This window comes from Pseudomonas sp. NFIX10, from assembly GCF_900111955.1.
Lineage (GTDB): Bacteria > Pseudomonadota > Gammaproteobacteria > Pseudomonadales > Pseudomonadaceae > Aquipseudomonas > Aquipseudomonas fluorescens_AA.
This window is the reverse complement of the sequence record NZ_FOKH01000017.1, coordinates 104,036-119,056: the sequence shown is the minus strand read 5'-3', so window position 1 is coordinate 119,056 and position 15,021 is coordinate 104,036. Positions and strand designations below refer to the sequence as shown.

Annotated in this window: 15 protein-coding genes and 3 pseudogenes; 8 read left to right on the top strand and 10 right to left on the bottom strand. The window is 58.3% G+C overall.

The genetic code is table 11. From position 1 onward, the window contains the following. Nucleotides 1-150 precede the first annotated feature (150 nt). Nucleotides 151-1,308 carry an alpha/beta hydrolase family protein gene (locus BM321_RS17045; RefSeq protein ID WP_092443523.1) on the top strand — a complete coding sequence of 386 codons (1,158 nt, stop codon included), beginning with the start codon at nucleotides 151-153 and terminating at the stop codon, nucleotides 1,306-1,308. A gap of 22 nt (nucleotides 1,309-1,330) precedes the next feature. Next, the gene (locus tag BM321_RS17040) at nucleotides 1,331-2,260 is read left to right on the top strand and encodes a VOC family protein (protein ID WP_092443521.1); all 930 of its coding nucleotides are present in this window, start codon (nucleotides 1,331-1,333) and stop codon (nucleotides 2,258-2,260) included. Nucleotides 2,261-2,328: 68 nt separating this feature from the next. Here BM321_RS17040 and BM321_RS30975 read toward each other — a convergent pair whose 3' ends face one another. The 8 genes and pseudogenes from BM321_RS30975 to BM321_RS31340 form a co-directional block, all read right to left on the bottom strand. Then, entirely contained in the window at nucleotides 2,329-2,475 is a 147-nt protein-coding gene (locus BM321_RS30975) for a hypothetical protein (RefSeq protein WP_256573488.1), read from the bottom strand. Continuing rightward, entirely contained in the window at nucleotides 2,451-2,840 is a 390-nt protein-coding gene (locus tag BM321_RS30970; RefSeq protein WP_256573495.1) for a hypothetical protein, read from the bottom strand. The genes BM321_RS30975 and BM321_RS30970 overlap by 25 nt, the downstream gene beginning before the upstream one ends. Before the next feature lie 42 nt (nucleotides 2,841-2,882). Then, nucleotides 2,883-3,050, bottom strand: a complete 168-nt coding sequence (locus BM321_RS30965; protein WP_256573489.1) for a hypothetical protein — start codon at nucleotides 3,048-3,050, stop codon at nucleotides 2,883-2,885. Between the two features lie 129 nt (nucleotides 3,051-3,179). Then, nucleotides 3,180-3,239 (bottom strand): annotated as a pseudogene (locus BM321_RS30960) (hypothetical protein); the annotation flags it as partial. A 5-nt stretch (nucleotides 3,240-3,244) separates the two neighbouring features. Further along, nucleotides 3,245-3,370, bottom strand: coding sequence for a Rieske (2Fe-2S) protein (locus BM321_RS30955; RefSeq protein ID WP_256573490.1), 126 nt, complete (start codon nucleotides 3,368-3,370; stop codon nucleotides 3,245-3,247). 35 nt (nucleotides 3,371-3,405) lie between these two features. After that, entirely contained in the window at nucleotides 3,406-4,479 is a 1,074-nt protein-coding gene (locus BM321_RS17030) for an aromatic ring-hydroxylating oxygenase subunit alpha (RefSeq protein WP_092443519.1), read from the bottom strand. Between the two features lie 42 nt (nucleotides 4,480-4,521). Further along, a complete protein-coding gene (locus tag BM321_RS17025; RefSeq protein ID WP_092443517.1) occupies nucleotides 4,522-5,736 on the bottom strand; it encodes an FAD-dependent oxidoreductase in 1,215 nt (404 codons plus the stop codon). Between the two features lie 549 nt (nucleotides 5,737-6,285). Then, a pseudogene (locus tag BM321_RS31340) lies at nucleotides 6,286-6,398 on the bottom strand (short-chain dehydrogenase); the annotation flags it as partial. A 136-nt stretch (nucleotides 6,399-6,534) separates the two neighbouring features. Between BM321_RS31340 and BM321_RS17020 the strand changes: the two are divergent. From BM321_RS17020 to BM321_RS17005, 4 genes and pseudogenes are all read left to right on the top strand, one after another. Then, nucleotides 6,535-7,431 carry a LysR family transcriptional regulator gene (locus BM321_RS17020; protein ID WP_175534972.1) on the top strand — a complete coding sequence of 299 codons (897 nt, stop codon included), beginning with the start codon at nucleotides 6,535-6,537 and terminating at the stop codon, nucleotides 7,429-7,431. 57 nt (nucleotides 7,432-7,488) lie between these two features. Beyond that, nucleotides 7,489-7,739, top strand: a pseudogene (locus BM321_RS17015) (transposase); the annotation flags it as partial. Between the two features lie 299 nt (nucleotides 7,740-8,038). Continuing rightward, nucleotides 8,039-8,959, top strand: coding sequence for an SMP-30/gluconolactonase/LRE family protein (locus tag BM321_RS17010; RefSeq protein WP_092443513.1), 921 nt, complete (start codon nucleotides 8,039-8,041; stop codon nucleotides 8,957-8,959). 55 nt (nucleotides 8,960-9,014) lie between these two features. Further along, nucleotides 9,015-10,358 (top strand): MFS transporter, encoded by a 1,344-nt coding sequence (locus BM321_RS17005; protein WP_092443511.1) that lies wholly within the window; start codon nucleotides 9,015-9,017, stop codon nucleotides 10,356-10,358. Here the strand turns inward: BM321_RS17005 and BM321_RS17000 are convergent. Both BM321_RS17000 and BM321_RS16995 read right to left on the bottom strand, forming a co-directional pair. Beyond that, entirely contained in the window at nucleotides 10,345-11,589 is a 1,245-nt protein-coding gene (locus tag BM321_RS17000) for an MFS transporter (RefSeq protein ID WP_092443509.1), read from the bottom strand. The two genes, BM321_RS17005 and BM321_RS17000, sit on opposite strands and share 14 nt — an antisense overlap. 82 nt (nucleotides 11,590-11,671) lie before the next feature. Further along, entirely contained in the window at nucleotides 11,672-12,349 is a 678-nt protein-coding gene (locus BM321_RS16995) for an RraA family protein (protein WP_092443507.1), read from the bottom strand. Between the two features lie 225 nt (nucleotides 12,350-12,574). Here BM321_RS16995 and BM321_RS16990 point away from each other — a divergent pair, with 225 nt between their 5' ends. After that, on the top strand, nucleotides 12,575-13,552 hold the full coding sequence (locus BM321_RS16990; RefSeq protein ID WP_092443505.1) for a hydroxyacid dehydrogenase: 978 nt from the start codon (nucleotides 12,575-12,577) through the stop codon (nucleotides 13,550-13,552). Nucleotides 13,553-13,638: 86 nt separating this feature from the next. Continuing rightward, nucleotides 13,639-14,973 (top strand): MFS transporter, encoded by a 1,335-nt coding sequence (locus tag BM321_RS16985; RefSeq protein WP_092443503.1) that lies wholly within the window; start codon nucleotides 13,639-13,641, stop codon nucleotides 14,971-14,973. Nucleotides 14,974-15,021: the final 48 nt, after the last annotated feature.

Genomic DNA, 15,021 nt, shown 5'->3' with positions numbered 1-15,021 from the left:
GCGAATGGTGATGGCTGGCATTGGCACTCGCAATTTGTCGATTACTGGCAAGCGTGCGAGTTTTGCCCAGCGGCCAAGAAAACGTGCTCGTGCCTTGGTGCACCGCGCGGTTCGGTCGCGCCCTGGGACTGTCAAAAGGACAATAACAATATGTTTCGCTACTTCCCCACCAATTACGTCTGGAACCTCTCCGTAGACCTGGCCATCGAGATGGGCGCCCGTATCGGCGAGATCGAGGAAATGTGCGCGCCGCTGCAGGAGAGCGCCAAGCACCCCGACGCTACCGGTACCCAGGCGTTTCGCGAGACCTGGTCGAAAATGGCCGACAAACTCTGTAGCTTGGCCGAGGAAGACGAAGCTCGCGGGCGGCTGTTCTCGGCCGGCGAAAAATACAACCGCGCGGCCACCTACTACATCACCTGCGAGCGCCTGCAGGCCCATGGCGCACCGGCCCGTGAGGCTTTGTACCAGCGCTTTCTCGATACCTTCGCTCGCGGCCTGGCGCTCTCGGCCGAGAACTGCCAACGGGTCGAGATTCCCTACGAGGGCACGCACTTGTCGGGCCTCTACACCCGCGCCGAAGGTGTCGAGGGGCCGGCGCCGATCCTGGTGCAGGTCAACGGCCTGGACTCCACCAAGGAAATGAAATACCGCGTCGGGCTGCCCGCCTGGCTGGCCAAGCGCGGCATCGCCTCGCTGGTGATCGACCAGCCCGGCACTGGCGAAGCCCTGCGCCTGCAGGGTCTGACCGCGCGCTACGACAGCGAGCATTGGGCCAGCCGCGTGGTGGACTGGCTGGAAACCCGCGATGACATCGACCCCAACCGCATCGGCCTGGAAGGCGTGTCCCTGGGCGGTTACTACTGCCCGCGGGCCGTGGCCTTCGAACCGCGGTTCGCCTGCGGCGTGGTCTGGGGGGCCAACCACGACTGGCGCGACGTGCAGAAGCGCCGCCTGGCCAACGAAGGTAACCTGCCGGTGCCGCACTACTGGAAACACGTGTGCTGGGTGTGGGGCGCGAAAGACACCGACGAATTCATGACCATCGCCGAAAACGTGCACCTCGACGGCGTGCTCGACCGCATCAAGGTGCCGTTCCTGGTGACCCATGGCGAGAAAGACAGCCAGATCCCGCTGAAGTGGGCGCAGCGCACCTACGAGCAACTGGTCAACAGCCCGCAACGGGAGTTGAAAATCTTCACCGAGCGCGAAGGCGGCGTGCAGCACTCCAGCTTCGACAACAGCATCAACGCCGGCCAGTACATCGCCGACTGGGTCGCCGAAACCCTCGGCGGCCGTACCGCCTGAGCCCTGACAAGAGAGACAGCTGATGAATATTATCGGACCGGATTACCTGGTATTCGGCGTCGACGACGTCGCCGCCTGCGTGCAATACCTGATCGACTATGGCCTCAAGCCGCTCGACGTCGACGCCCAGGGCGGCTACCTGGAAGCGCTGGACGGCACCGGCGTGCTGATTCGCCCCCGCGAGCATGCCAGCCTGCCCGCTGCCATGGGCACCGCCAGCACCTTGCGCGAAACCGTGTACGGCGTGGCCGACGAAGCCACCCTGCAGGCCATCGAAACCGAGCTGCGCAAGGACCGCGAGGTCAGCCGCAGCGACGACGGCGTGCTGCACGCGGTAGACGACATGGGCTTCGCCCTGGGCTTTCGCATCACCCAACGCCGCGAGCTGGCCCTGCCGGGTGAAATCAGCAACGCCCCGGGCTCGGCCACCCTGCGCGAGGTCAACAGCCTGGGCGCCAGCAACGCCATGCCCGCCCTGCCCCGCAGCCTCTCCCACGTGGTGTACTTCGTGCCCGACGCCGATAAGGCCGAGGCCTTCTACACGCGTCTGGGCTTCGTCTGCACCGACCGTTTCATCGGTACCGGGCCGTTCCTGCGCCCTGCGGGCACCCAGGACCACCACACCCTGTTCTTCATCCAGACCCCGCCGTTCATGAAGGGCATCGAGCACTTCACCTTCCACATGGCCGGGCCGACCGAGGTGATGCTGGCCGGCACCCGCTTCGTGGAAAAAGGCTACGAGTCGTTCTGGGGCCCGGGCCGCCATCAACTGGGCTCGAACTGGTTCTGGTACTTCAACAGCCCCCTGGGCTGCCACGTGGAATACGACGCCGACATGGACCTGCACGATGACCACTGGGCGCCGCGGGTCGAGCCCTCCAGCGCCGATACCTCACAGTACTTCCTGTTCCAGCATCGGGAAAAATGGATGCCGGGCGGCAAGCCTGAATAACCGATAAGCCGGCCAAAGACATGAGGCCGCTATTTGCAGCGGCCTCATCGTTCGCAACATTGGTGTTTTTATTGCTGGACGGCTTCAATCTCTTTGGCAATTAAACCGTCCAGCACACGCCGCGCGCGAATCGCACCTGCATCTCCGGGTAACAGGACTGGCTTGAGCGACCAGAAATCGCTATCGCCTATCACCATCTGCTGCGCCTCAAGCATCGGCAGATCCTCCTCGGTAAAAGGCACCCCAAGGCCGACACCTGCCCTTCAGCGATTTGCTTGCCCATTTCCCCCATCTCTAAAGGCATCGGAAACGAAAACCAGTAGTGGCTAGTCGTTTGGGTTTCAGGGGTAAACAAATGCGGTAGCGCCGTCTCAAGACCTTCATTACGAGGTCGCCCCGTGGGCACCGCGCCGGCCAAAAGGAGCATGCTCGCGGGCGCGTTCCAACGCACGTCGGTCCAGCGGTCCACGGGCGTGTCGGGCGCGATGCCCATGGCATCGTAGAGAAATGCCGGCATGATCTCGCTCACCGTTTGACGATAGGACCAGACCGTAGCCCCCTCCTGCTCGACCTTGGTGATAGCGGTGCTGACGTCGACGCTGCCCAGCGTTGAGGGATGTAACTATTGGATGTGAGACAGATCGAGGATGTTGTCGGACTCCAGCATGTAGTTGGCACGGGCATAGAGGTAGCGCTTGGCTACATAGAAGTGCTGAGGGTCCATGCAGGAAAAATCTGGAATCAGCGACTCGTCAGCCATCGACGCCTCGCCCATCCAGATCCAAATCACGCGGTACTTCTCCACGACAGGATACGCGCGTACCTGGGCAGCTTTGGGAATGGCGCCATTACCGTGGTGATTACGGGTGCATTGCCCTTCTCCGTCAAACTCCAAGCCGTGATAAGGGCAGCGCACCGAGTCGTCGCACAATACGCCCTTTGACAGTGGCGCAAAACGATGAGGGCAACGACCAGCCAGTGCTTTTACCTGGCCAGACTGTTCTCTGAAAAAACCAGCGGTTCATCCAGCAAGCGCCGACTGAAGAGCTCTTGCGCCTTGATTTCTTCATCCCAGGCAGCGACATACCAGGTGTTTCGCAGATAAGCCATGTTGTTTTTATCCTCGCTTATTGGAGTGACGTCGATCAGTCGACTGACCGACGCCGCTCGATGATTCGACGCGCACGGTTCGCGCCAACGTCTACATGTATGTCAACCGTCGGGGCCTGACCAAACCGGCACATGTTCCGGTATTGCGCCTCGATCACGACCTTGTCTTCATCGAACGTCAGCACGGTCTGTTCGATGACCTTGGCCTTTACCTCCTCCGCGTTAGTGGGAGGATTAGTGGCCATGGTCCAGAAATAGTAGCTACTTGTCTCCGTTTCCGGCGTTACTCCATGAAAACCACGCATGTGAAAGCCGGCGCGCTCGGCATCGTCGATCGGCTCGGAGCCCGCATCTACCGCGCCAGTCCAGATGAGTAGATGGCTAATGTGAAATTCGATTTCCTGCCATCGATCGACGTTGCCGGTGAAGGGATACGCCGCAGTATAGGTTGGAGGCGGCACAGAGTTGAGCATGTGTCGGACTACCTTTACGCTGTTCTCATCACTGTCCACTTTCATCTCGGCATTCATATGAATACGCGCGTTACCGCCAATAGTGCGCAAGTGCACATAGCCCAGATGACTAAGGTCGAGCAAATTGTCATGGATCAGTTGGTAGGGGGCATCGTAGTGGTAAACATCACCTTCAAAGAGATATTGCTTATCGTTGTGCACCTCATAAGAGGGTGGCTCAGAGGTCGGTTGCGAATTTGCTCCACTGCCATGCCAGATCCACACGATCTGATCCCGTTCTCGCACCACATAAGCCGGCACTAATGCCTTGCTCGGGACCCGCTCCTGGCCTGGCACTTCGACGCACTTGCCTTGAGCATTGAACAACAGGCCGTGATAACCACACCGCAGCCCACATTCCTCCAAAGTGCCGTTGGAGAGAGGCAATGCCCGATGACAGCATCGGTCCTGCAGCGCAGCGACCGAACCATCTGCGCAGCGAAACAGAACAACGGGGTTGCCCAGTAGTGTTCGTGCTAGGGGGGTGTCTTTCAGCTCCCAGGCCAGTGCCGCCACGTACCATTGATTGACCGGAAATGTAGCGAGGGTGGGTGTCACTGAAGCGTCGCCTGAGGCATTCACGACGGATACACTCATGGTGTCTTCACCTTTACAATTATTCGATGAGGTCAGTCTCAGTCAGACCGGACTGAGTACGGCGCGCAGCAACGCCTGTGCGTCCCGAGTCACGCCCTTGCTGATCATCTTCGCCGGCAGATTAGAGTGGTCCAAGAACAGGTCGCGCAAGCGGTCGAATGGCGCAGGTACGCCGTGGTACATCCGTCCAAGAAAACGCGCAAACGCGGTTGTTTGGTTGGTGTACTGAACCCGCTGCTCGTCATAGCGATCAAGTCCGGCTGCGAGAGTTATCAGGTTGCCAAGGTCGCGACCCTGAAGGTACTTAGCCAGAAAATAACCGTCCTCGATGGCCATACCCGCGCCATACGCGGCGTAGGGAGAAGTCGGATGCGCCGCGTCTCCCATGATGGTAACTCGCCCTTTCGACCATTTTTTCAAGGGGTCTCGGTATTTGACTACCCAGCGGAACAAGTTATGCGAGCTGTCGGTGGCCTCGATAATTTGCGGGCTGGGATATGAGAAACCACCAATACGCTCTTTCACATACGCAGCTGGATCTCCCGGCTCGGCTTGGTTCACTGCACATTTTTCGACGAACCACCATTCGAAGCATTCCTTGCCCTTGTGCAGCAATGGCGCATAGCCCATCTGGAAGGCATGGTCATGCTGAATGACGATCTTCTTACGTTCCGGCCCAGAGAGCTCGCACCATCCCAACCAGACAGCGATACCCAAATGCTTAAGCTCTGAAACGCCCCACAATTGTTCACGGACTTTGGAATGGATACCATCGGCGCCGATGACCAAATCGGCCTCGTAACTCTGCCCTTCGGCAAAATGTACTGTGACGCCGTCGTATGTTTCCTTGTAATGGCTGAAGGTATGGCTTGGGACAATCATGCCTTGCGGAGCAGCCACCAACAGGCGCTCGTACAGTTCCGAGCGCATCATCCCGGACTGCCAACCGGTGACGCCAGCCTGGTTCATCAGCTCCATATCGATGTCGAAATTCACCCGGACGCGGCCGTCGTGACGCCGAAACTCAGGCAAGCCAGCTGCGAAAATGTCGTCTACCTGAACACCGAGGCTGCGCAAAATCACGATGCCAGTGGCATTAAGAATGATAGCGCCGCCTAGTGGGCGAAGTTCGGGGTGACGCTCAAAGACTTTAACGTTGAACCCGGCTTTGCTCAGGGCAACGCCCGCTGCGATTCCACCAGGACCGGCGCCGATGATGGCGACGCGCCTGCCCTTGGCACCGAAGAATTTACTCATATCCAGAGCCCTCTTTCTTGTATTTATAGGGGCAGGTCGCTGCCTACCAACGCTTGGAAGGAGGCTAGACCTTAACGCTTCTTGACTTCTAGCTACCAATCACATCCCGCGCTAGGAGGTATCGGCAACTGCAATGCTTGAATTTCACTGAATGGACGAGCGCGTCACTGCATGAGTCAAGCCTTTGTGCAGCCCGTTTTTCCATAGGAACAACCAGATCTCCCGATAGACTTACGCTCCATCGCGCTTGACTGGGTCTGGGTCTGGGTCTGAACCGATTAGTGATAAGTCTCGTCCGCCATTTTGTCACTCAAAGCAAAGCCTCTAAGAAATTGGCATGAGTTGACGTCAGAAGTAGAGAACCAGATCAGGCCGTGGGCGCTCGGTTATTTACCTCACCCTCCGTACCGTAACGCTTGTCAGCGGATTCCAAGAAAAGCTAAACCTATATCACCAAGGCGGCCAATCATCCCGGAGTCGCCATGCCCACCCCATGCCCGCAATGCCGATCAAGAAAAACAGCTTCGATAAAAGCAACGCGACGCCTCGCACACCAGTGACGATCACCCGAGCGCCTTCTGCGAGAAATTGCTTTGCGGTCTCCAGAGCAATGCCACTTGTGCCGCAGTGATGAGCGTACGCTTGCCTTGTAAACGGGACATGTAAATTTCCTCCCATGTGTGACGACCAGTCGGACGACTGACCTTCTGAGAGCAACTACGTATTCATGCTATAGCGTTGATAAGATAGCCAGATAGAATACATCTCATGCAAAATCCGCATGAAAGAGGGCATGTGATGGATCGGTTGTTACTGATGAGCTGCTTCGTACGCGCCGTCGAGACCGGCAGTTTTTCAGCTGCGGGACGTGATCTTGGACTCGGACAACCGAACGTCAGCCGTTACATCGCCGCACTCGAAGATCATCTGCAAACCAGGCTGCTTCATCGATCGACAAGAAAGCTGACGCTCACACCGGAAGGTGAGCGGTACTACGCAGATGCGCGACGTATTTTGGACTCAGTAGAAGAGTCAGAGTCCTCTCTAAGAGGGAACGTGGCGCCGTCTGGGTTACTGCGCGTCGCATGCCCGACTGCATTGGCGCACACCTTTATCGTGCCCCATGTGGCCAGCTTTCTGGAACTCTATCCAGAAGTGTCGCTCGATCTCCAGATCAATGATCGCTACGTCAATCTGGTCGACGAGGGAGCCGAGCTCGCGATTCGCATTGGCCACCTGGAGGACAGCGCAATGCGTGCCCGGCCACTGGCGTGGTTCGAGCGTGTGTGTGTGGCCAGCCGAGAGTACTTGGAGAAACGTGGCTCTCCCTCTTCGCCTGATGACCTGAAGGAACACGACTGCCTTATTTACACTCTGCTATCCACCGGTACTCACTGGCGGTTTAAAGACATTGATGTCCCGGTCTCCGGTCGCCTGCGGGTCAATTCACCCGAGGCGATACGTGAGTACGTCAATGCAGGATTAGGAATCGCGCAAGGCCCTCAATGGCTTTATGAGGAAGGGCTAAGAAGTGGCAATCTTCAGCTGCTGCTTAGCGACTACGTAGCACCACGGGTACCGATCCAGGTCGTTTACCTAGCGAATCGGCTGCTGCCCAAGCGAGCCATCGTTTTCATGGACTTCATGGCGGATGTGTTTGCAGAAAGCTCTGCATTCCATGAACGCCGAAGGTAGCCTCAAACCCATGACCAGCGTGCGAACGGATAACCAGAACCAAAACAGGGATCGCCCATTAAGCGTTTTATCCAAGGTGGACATCGAGGCCAAGGCACCTTACTTCCCGAGAGCCTCGACGATTACGTCAGCGATACCAATCCGGTACGCGTAGTCGACGTCTTCGTCGACGAACCGGACCTGGTCAACCTGGGTTTTGATGGTGCCATTCCCGTTGATACTGGCCAGCCTGCTTACCACCTCGCGATCCTGCTGAGATCTACATTTACGGCTATCTGGATTCAGGCGTCTCGCCTTCGGCCAGGTTGAACGTGTAGTCATTTAACCGAGGCCTTCTCCCCCTCCTTCGCTGAGCTATCTGCCGCCGTGCTGATAAATTTCGAATTGCTGATGGGCGTATGGGCGTCTTGTCAGTGGCATTATCAAAATCAAATTCCAAAAACACCTTCGTCTTACACCCTTCTTGCGTCGGCTGACCCACCGTGGCAGGCGACGACGTGCTTGCAAAAGCGCTCGCGCACAATCCAAAAATGATTTATTTTTGGAACGCAATTCTATTTTAACAATAATGCCGCGCCGCCACGGCCGGATCGCTGCAGGAGCACTTATGAGCTTCTTCCCCGCCCCAACCGCCACTGAAACAACTGTTTTCACTCGCCTCCCTGAGCGCTTTCGCAATCCACGCCGCACGACATGGGCCGACGCCAATCGGCAGGGGAAAATAATCGACTCATTCCTAGAGGGCCCCTCTTTCGACAGAGAAGGCAACCTCTATGTCACGGACATCCCCTACGGCCGGATTTTCAAAATTTCCCCCACTGGCGAGTGGACGCTGGTGAGTGAATACGACGGCTGGCCGAATGGCCTGAAAATTCACCAGGACGGTCGGATTTTCATCACCGATTACAAGCGCGGCATCATGTTGCTTGATCCGCAAACCGGGAAGATCGAGCCGTTTCTGGAATCGGCTGGCTCGGAAGGCTTCAAGGGGGTGAACGATCTGGTGTTCTCACCAGCGGGCGACATGTACTTCACCGATCAAGGCCAGACCGGCCTGCAAGACCCTACCGGGCGCGTCTACAAACTGGATGCTGCTGGCAACCTCACTTGCCTGATCAATACCATTCCCAGCCCGAACGGGATTGTGTTCGACCCCAAACTCAATCATTTGCTGATTGCGGTCACTCGCGCACAACAGATTTGGCGTATCCCGCTGGGTAACGGCTCGATCATTAGCAAGGTCGGCGTCTTCGCGCAGTTGCACGGCGGGCTCGGTGGCCCGGACGGCCTGGCGCTCGATGACGAAAGCAATCTGTATATCGCCCATACCGGTTTTGGGTCGGTCTGGCGACTCTCAAGGGTCGGCGAACCGATCCAGCGCTATGTTTCCTGCGAAGGCATCAGCAACACCAACCTCGCTTTCGGGGGCGCTGACGGCCGCACGCTGTTCATCACCGAATCGGAGTCGGGCTCCATCCTGCAGGTTCGCGCACCTGTAAAAGGCCTGCAGATGTATTCACATAGTTAAAGCGCCGCGAGACCACATACAAGTCCTCTACAACAACGATAAAAGAAGTGACGCCATGACTCCGGAAAAAATGACCACCGCCCCGCTCTCCGATGCTGAAGGTGAACAGCTGCTGCGCCGTGTTCTGTTGCGCATCGTTCCGTTCATCTTTGTCTGTTACGTGATCAGCTATCTCGACAGAACCAACGTCGGCTTCGCCGCCATCAGCATGAACAAAGACCTTGGCCTGACCGCCACCCTGTTCGGATGGGCGGCGGGCCTGTTCTTCTTCGGCTACTTTATTTTCGAAATCCCGAGCAACCTGCTGATGCAGCGATTCGGCGCACGCATTTGGATCGCGCGAATCATGATCACCTGGGGGTTGATTTCGATGGGGACGGCGTTCGCCACGGGCCCCGTCAGCTTCAGCATCATGCGCTTCCTGCTGGGGCTTGCAGAGGCAGGCTTCACCCCAGGCGTGTACCTGTATTTCACGTACTGGTTTCCGGGCAAATGGCGGGCGAAGGCCACGGCAGCGTTCCTGCTGGGCATCCCGACCGCCAATATCTTCGGCTCCCCGCTGTCGGGATGGCTGCTGGACATGCACGGGATCCTGGGCCTGAAAAACTGGCAATTCTTGCTGGTCGCCGAAGCGATCCCTGCCGTATTGCTGGGCATTGCCTGCCTGTTCGTCATGGTGGACACCCCGGCCAAGGCGCGTTGGCTGAGTGAGCGGGAAAAGACCTGGCTGCAAAACAAATTGAGCAGTGAGCAGGCTTCGATCAGCGCCTCTCATGGCAACACCTTGCGCGGCGCACTGACCAATCCAAAGGTCTTCGTGCTGGCAGCCATCAACTTCTGCTGCATCGTCGGTTCGATCGGCATAGGCATCTGGATGCCACAGATCATCAAGAGCCTTGGCATGGAGAACAGCACCGTCGGGCTGATCGCCGCCTTGCCTTATGTCTTGGGCGCAATATCCATGACGATCTGGGCTCGACTGGCTAACCGCAGCAAGCACCGTCTGCCGTATGTGGTGGGAGCCCTCGCGTTCGCCGCGATCTCACTGGTCGCGGCGGCGTTGATCGACCAACCGGTATTGAAGATCGCCAGCCTGGCCTTGGCGGTTGCCAGCATTCTGTCGTTCCAGGCGACGTTCTGGGCAATCCCGTCGTCGTTCCTGACCGGACGTGCGGCTGCGGGCGGTCTGGCACTGATCGTCTCGATCGGTAACCTCGGCGGGTTCGTCGGCCCCTTCATGATCGGTCTGATCAAGGACACCACCCAGTCGTATTCCGGACCGTTCTATGCAGTAGCTTCTATTCTGATGTTGGGCACTTGCCTGATGTTGTGGCTGGGCGATCCGGCCAAGCAGCAGGCAAAGTCCGATGCTGCTGCAAAACCCGCTACTGAGTGCTAGTGGGGCGCGAACGCGCTCGCCAGTAGAAGTGATCGAACAGCATATAGCCCAGCAACAACGCCCCGGCAATCCCCATCGTCGCCGGGGCTCCCCAGAAAACCGAAACAACCCCTGCGAACAGGCCACCCACAGCCTCGAAGCCGAAGCGCATGGAAAGATAGAAAGCGACCACACGACCTCTCAACTCGGCGGGCGCCTGGCTCTGCAGGAGCATGTTGCTGCTGACGTTGCTGGCAGTGATGCCAAAACCCAGAATCGCCAAGGACAACATGGCCCATCCCAATGGCATATTCAGCGCCAGACCGGTAAGGCCGCACGCGCAGCACGCGGCGGCAACCACGATGAAACGGGCAAGTCGAGGCAACGAACCGCCCAACGCCAGACAGAGCGAGGCCACGAAAGCACCGGCTCCGGCCGCGCCCCACAACCAGCCAAGCGTGGTGGCGTCGCCTTGATAGGACTGGCGGGTGATGACAGGCAGCAACACGGCATAGATGGATGACAGCAGATTGACCACGACCACGCCCAGCAACAAGCGGCGCACTTCGAGCGTGCCCCACATGTAGGTGAGGCCCTCACGGAAGATCTGCCCGGTCTTGCCAGCCACCCGGGCCGAGGGCACCCCTTTGACCTTCATCAAGGCAAGCAACAACAGGGAGAATGCACAGGCGGTGACCAGGAAGCACACCGCTTCGCCACTGTACGCGATGAGCGCGCCCGCCAGCGGGGGGCCAATGAAACGCGCCGCATTGATCAGCATGGCATTGAGCGCCAGTGCATTGGGCAAGTCCGCCGGCTCTGCAACGAAGCTGCCGATCAGCGCTTGGCGAAGAGGCGTCTCGAACGCATTGAGCACGCCAAGCACGAGCGCCATCGCGATGAGCCAATAGCTGTTCATGCCGCCCAGCCAGGTCATCACCGAAAGAAACAGCGACTGAGCAGCCAGGAAAGCCTGGGCGATCAACAGGAGCCGACGCTTGTCGTGTTTATCGGTCCAGGCTCCGGCGAGCGGGCCGATACACAGCTGCGGCGCCAACGATAAAAAGGTCAGTAACCCCAGCAATGAGGCCGAACCGGTGAGGTGATAGGCCAGCCAGGTCAACGCGACCTGCTGCACCCATTTGCCTAGCGTGGAAACCGCTTGGCCGAGAAAGTAAACCTGGAAATCACGATGCGCCAGAGCCCGAATAGGTGTCGGCCAATGTTTATGGGGAGCGGTAGGGGACGTCATTCAGACCTCTGTCGCGGGCCTCAGGCCGCCCGCTATGGATAGGAAGCAGGCGGCTCGCACATGGTCATGCATTCACGCCGAATTACTCCGGCAGCTGACAGCCCTTCTTTTTCAAAACTTCGATGACCCAACTGCGGTCGTTTTCGCCCCGAGCAATTTGATCCATTTGTTTGAGCTCCGCATGATGCTTGGCGGTGGCGCGCTCGTACACCTCAGCCACGTGATCATACGGCACGCAGAGCAGACCATCTTCATCACCGATCACCAGATCGCCCGGCTCAATGACCATGCCATCGATAGCAATAGGCACATTGATCTCACCCGGACCGTCTTTGTAAGGACCGCGATGGGAAATGCCTGCCGCGAACAATGGGAAATCACCGGCGCCGATACTACCGGCATCACGAATGGCCCCGTTGATCACGATGCCAGCCACGCCACGCTTGACGGCGTAGGCGACCATCATCTCGCCGATAAGAGCGTTGCTCAGATCACCACCTGCATCGACCACAATCACATCGCCAGGCTGGGCGATGTCGATCGCGTAATGCAGCATCAGATTGTCGCCCGGCCGCGCCTTGACCGTCAGTGCAGCTCCCGCCAGCACGCCTTCACGGTGCATAGGCCGCAGACGTGCACCACCGGCGGTCATGCGGTGCATGGAATCGCTCACGTTGGCGACGGGTACTTCGCGATAGCGTGAAATCCACTCCGCGCTGACTTTACGTGTGGCATTCAGGACTCGGAATCCGATAGACATGGCATCTCTCTCTTAAAATTGTGGTGTGCCGACGGGAAATACCCGGCCGAAATAATAGAATCGCATTTCATTATTTAGCATTCAACGATTTTTATCTCGATATCCTAGGCCTTTCGTCGTAAATTTATTTTCTGTATTGAAATGGCATTTCATTGTGCTAGGTTTAATCTCAGCACATGACGACCTCATGGGTCGGTATTCACGATAAAAACAAGGTAGATATCCATGACTCGCAAAATCTTGCTGACAGGCCCTGCCCTGACAGCCGATGCCATGAACCACGCCGACAGCCTGGGCATCCGGATCATTCCCACCACGCCCTATATGCCCGCGGAAGAATTGACCGCCATCATTCGTGACGAGCAGCCGGATGCGATCATCGTTCGCCAAGGCAAGCTCACAGCGGAGATGATCAAGGCATCAGCCAATCTCAAAGCGATTGCCAAACACGGCGTGGGCTATGACTCCATCGACATTCAGGCCGCGGCAGAGCGTGGCGTGCCGGTCACAATCGCTGTGGGCGCCAACGCACAGTCGGTGGCAGAACACGCATTCGCGCTGTTGTTCAGCGTTGCACGTCAGACTGCCTACCAAGACGCGCGGCTGCGTGCCGGTCACTGGGACAAATCGACGGCCAACGGCACCGAGCTTTTTGGCAAGACCCTGGGCCTGATCGGTCTGGGCTCGATTGGCGGAATCCTGATGGACCTGGTGACTCCGCTGCAGATGAAGGTCAAGGTCTACGACCCCTTCCTGAAAGCCCTGCCTGATCGCGCGCATGTCGAGCGTGAAGACGATTTCGACAGACTGCTCGAGAGCAGCGACATCATCAGCCTGCACTGCCCGCTCACCGACCAGAATCGCAACCTGTTCAGCACCGCCCAGTTCAAGCGCATGCGCCCGGGCAGCATTCTGATCAACACCGCTCGCGGCGAGCTGGTCGACACTCCGGCTCTGGTCGAAGCACTGCGCAGCGGGCAGATCGCAGGCGCAGGCCTGGATACATTCCACCCTGAGCCGCCACCTGCGGACAGCGAACTCTGGAGCTTGCCCAACCTGGTGGCGACACCCCATGTTGGCGCCAACACCAGCGAAGCCCGCGACCGCGTCGGTCTGCTGGCCCTGCAACAGGTCATCAAGGTCTGGGAATGTGAAGCCATGGACCCTAGATGCGTCGTAAATCGTCACTTGATGAATGACTGACCTCACGATCGTATGAGTGCCGCAGAACGGCGGCACGAGTCCGTTCCGAATCGTTTCTCCAAAAAAAATAAGCCCAGGAGAGCACAATGGCCGTAAAGCCTGCCACCGCCCCCGTCAGCGAACTCGAACGCGCCACCATGCATCGAGTTGCCTGGCGGCTGCTGCCCTTTCTAATCGTCTGCTACCTGATCGCAATCATCGATCGGGGCAACATCGGAATGGCCTCGCTGCAAATGAACCATGACCTGGGCCTGACGCCAGCCATCTTCGGCTTTGCCAGCAGCCTGTTTTTCGTTTCCTACTTTCTGATCGAAGTGCCCAGCAACCTTGCGCTGCAGAAATTCGGCGCAAGAATCTGGATCGCCCGCATCATGATCACCTGGGGCATCATTTCCGCAGGTACCGCTTTCGTCCAGGGAGCCAACTCGCTGTACGTCATGCGCTTCCTGTTGGGCGCTGCAGAAGCTGGCTTCTTCCCGGGCGTGCTGTTGTACATGACCTATTGGCTGCCTTCGGCCTACCGGGCTCGCATGGTCGCGATCTTCATGGTTGCCATTCCCGGCGCCAACTTCCTGGGCTCGCCCCTGTCCGGTTTCCTGCTGACGCTGGACGGCTGGATGGGCATGCGCGGCTGGCATTGGCTGTTCATTCTGGAAGGCATCCCTGCTGTATTGCTCGGGATCGCGTGTTTGTTCGTTCTTACCGACCGTCCAGAGCAGGCAAAATGGCTCAGCGAGGAGCAGCGCAACTGGCTGGTCAACCGACTAGATGAAGAAAAGCAGCGCAAAACCAACATCGGTCACATGTCGCTTTGGAAGCTGCTCAAGCACAAGGACATCTGGGTGCTGGCGCTGATCTACTCCGGAGCATCCGCAGCAGGCAGCACCATGAGCGTCTGGGCGCCTCAGTTGCTCAAGACCTTCGGTCTGTCCAACCTGGAGATCGGTTTCACCAATGCCATTCCTTACGGGATCGCTTCGGTCGCAATGATCATCTGGGGGCGCAGTTCCGACCGAACCAACGAACGTCGCTGGCACACATCGCTCACGCTTCTGCTGATCGCCGCCGGCCTGCTGCTGGCGCTGGTGACCTCATCTCTGCCAGCCACTGTGCTGTTACTGACCATGGTGCTTATTGGCGCCTACTCGATGAAAGGCCCGTTCTGGGCACTGGTATCGACATGGCTATCCAGCAGCACGGCTGCGGCGGGCCTGGCAGCAGTCGGTGCCTTAGCGAACCTGATTGGTGGGGGCGTGATGGTTAACGTCTATGGCTCCATCCACGACGCTACCGGAAGCTACGCGCTGGCGATGCTGCCGCTGGCTGCCCTGTGCGCCGCCGGGGGTATTGCGGTACTGCTGATGGGTCGCAAGCTCAGACGGCAGGCCGTTGAAGCACCGAGCTCGATCAACGCCAACTGAACTTGGAAAAGCGCTTCTGCTGCGCCCATGGATCGGACGCAGCAACGC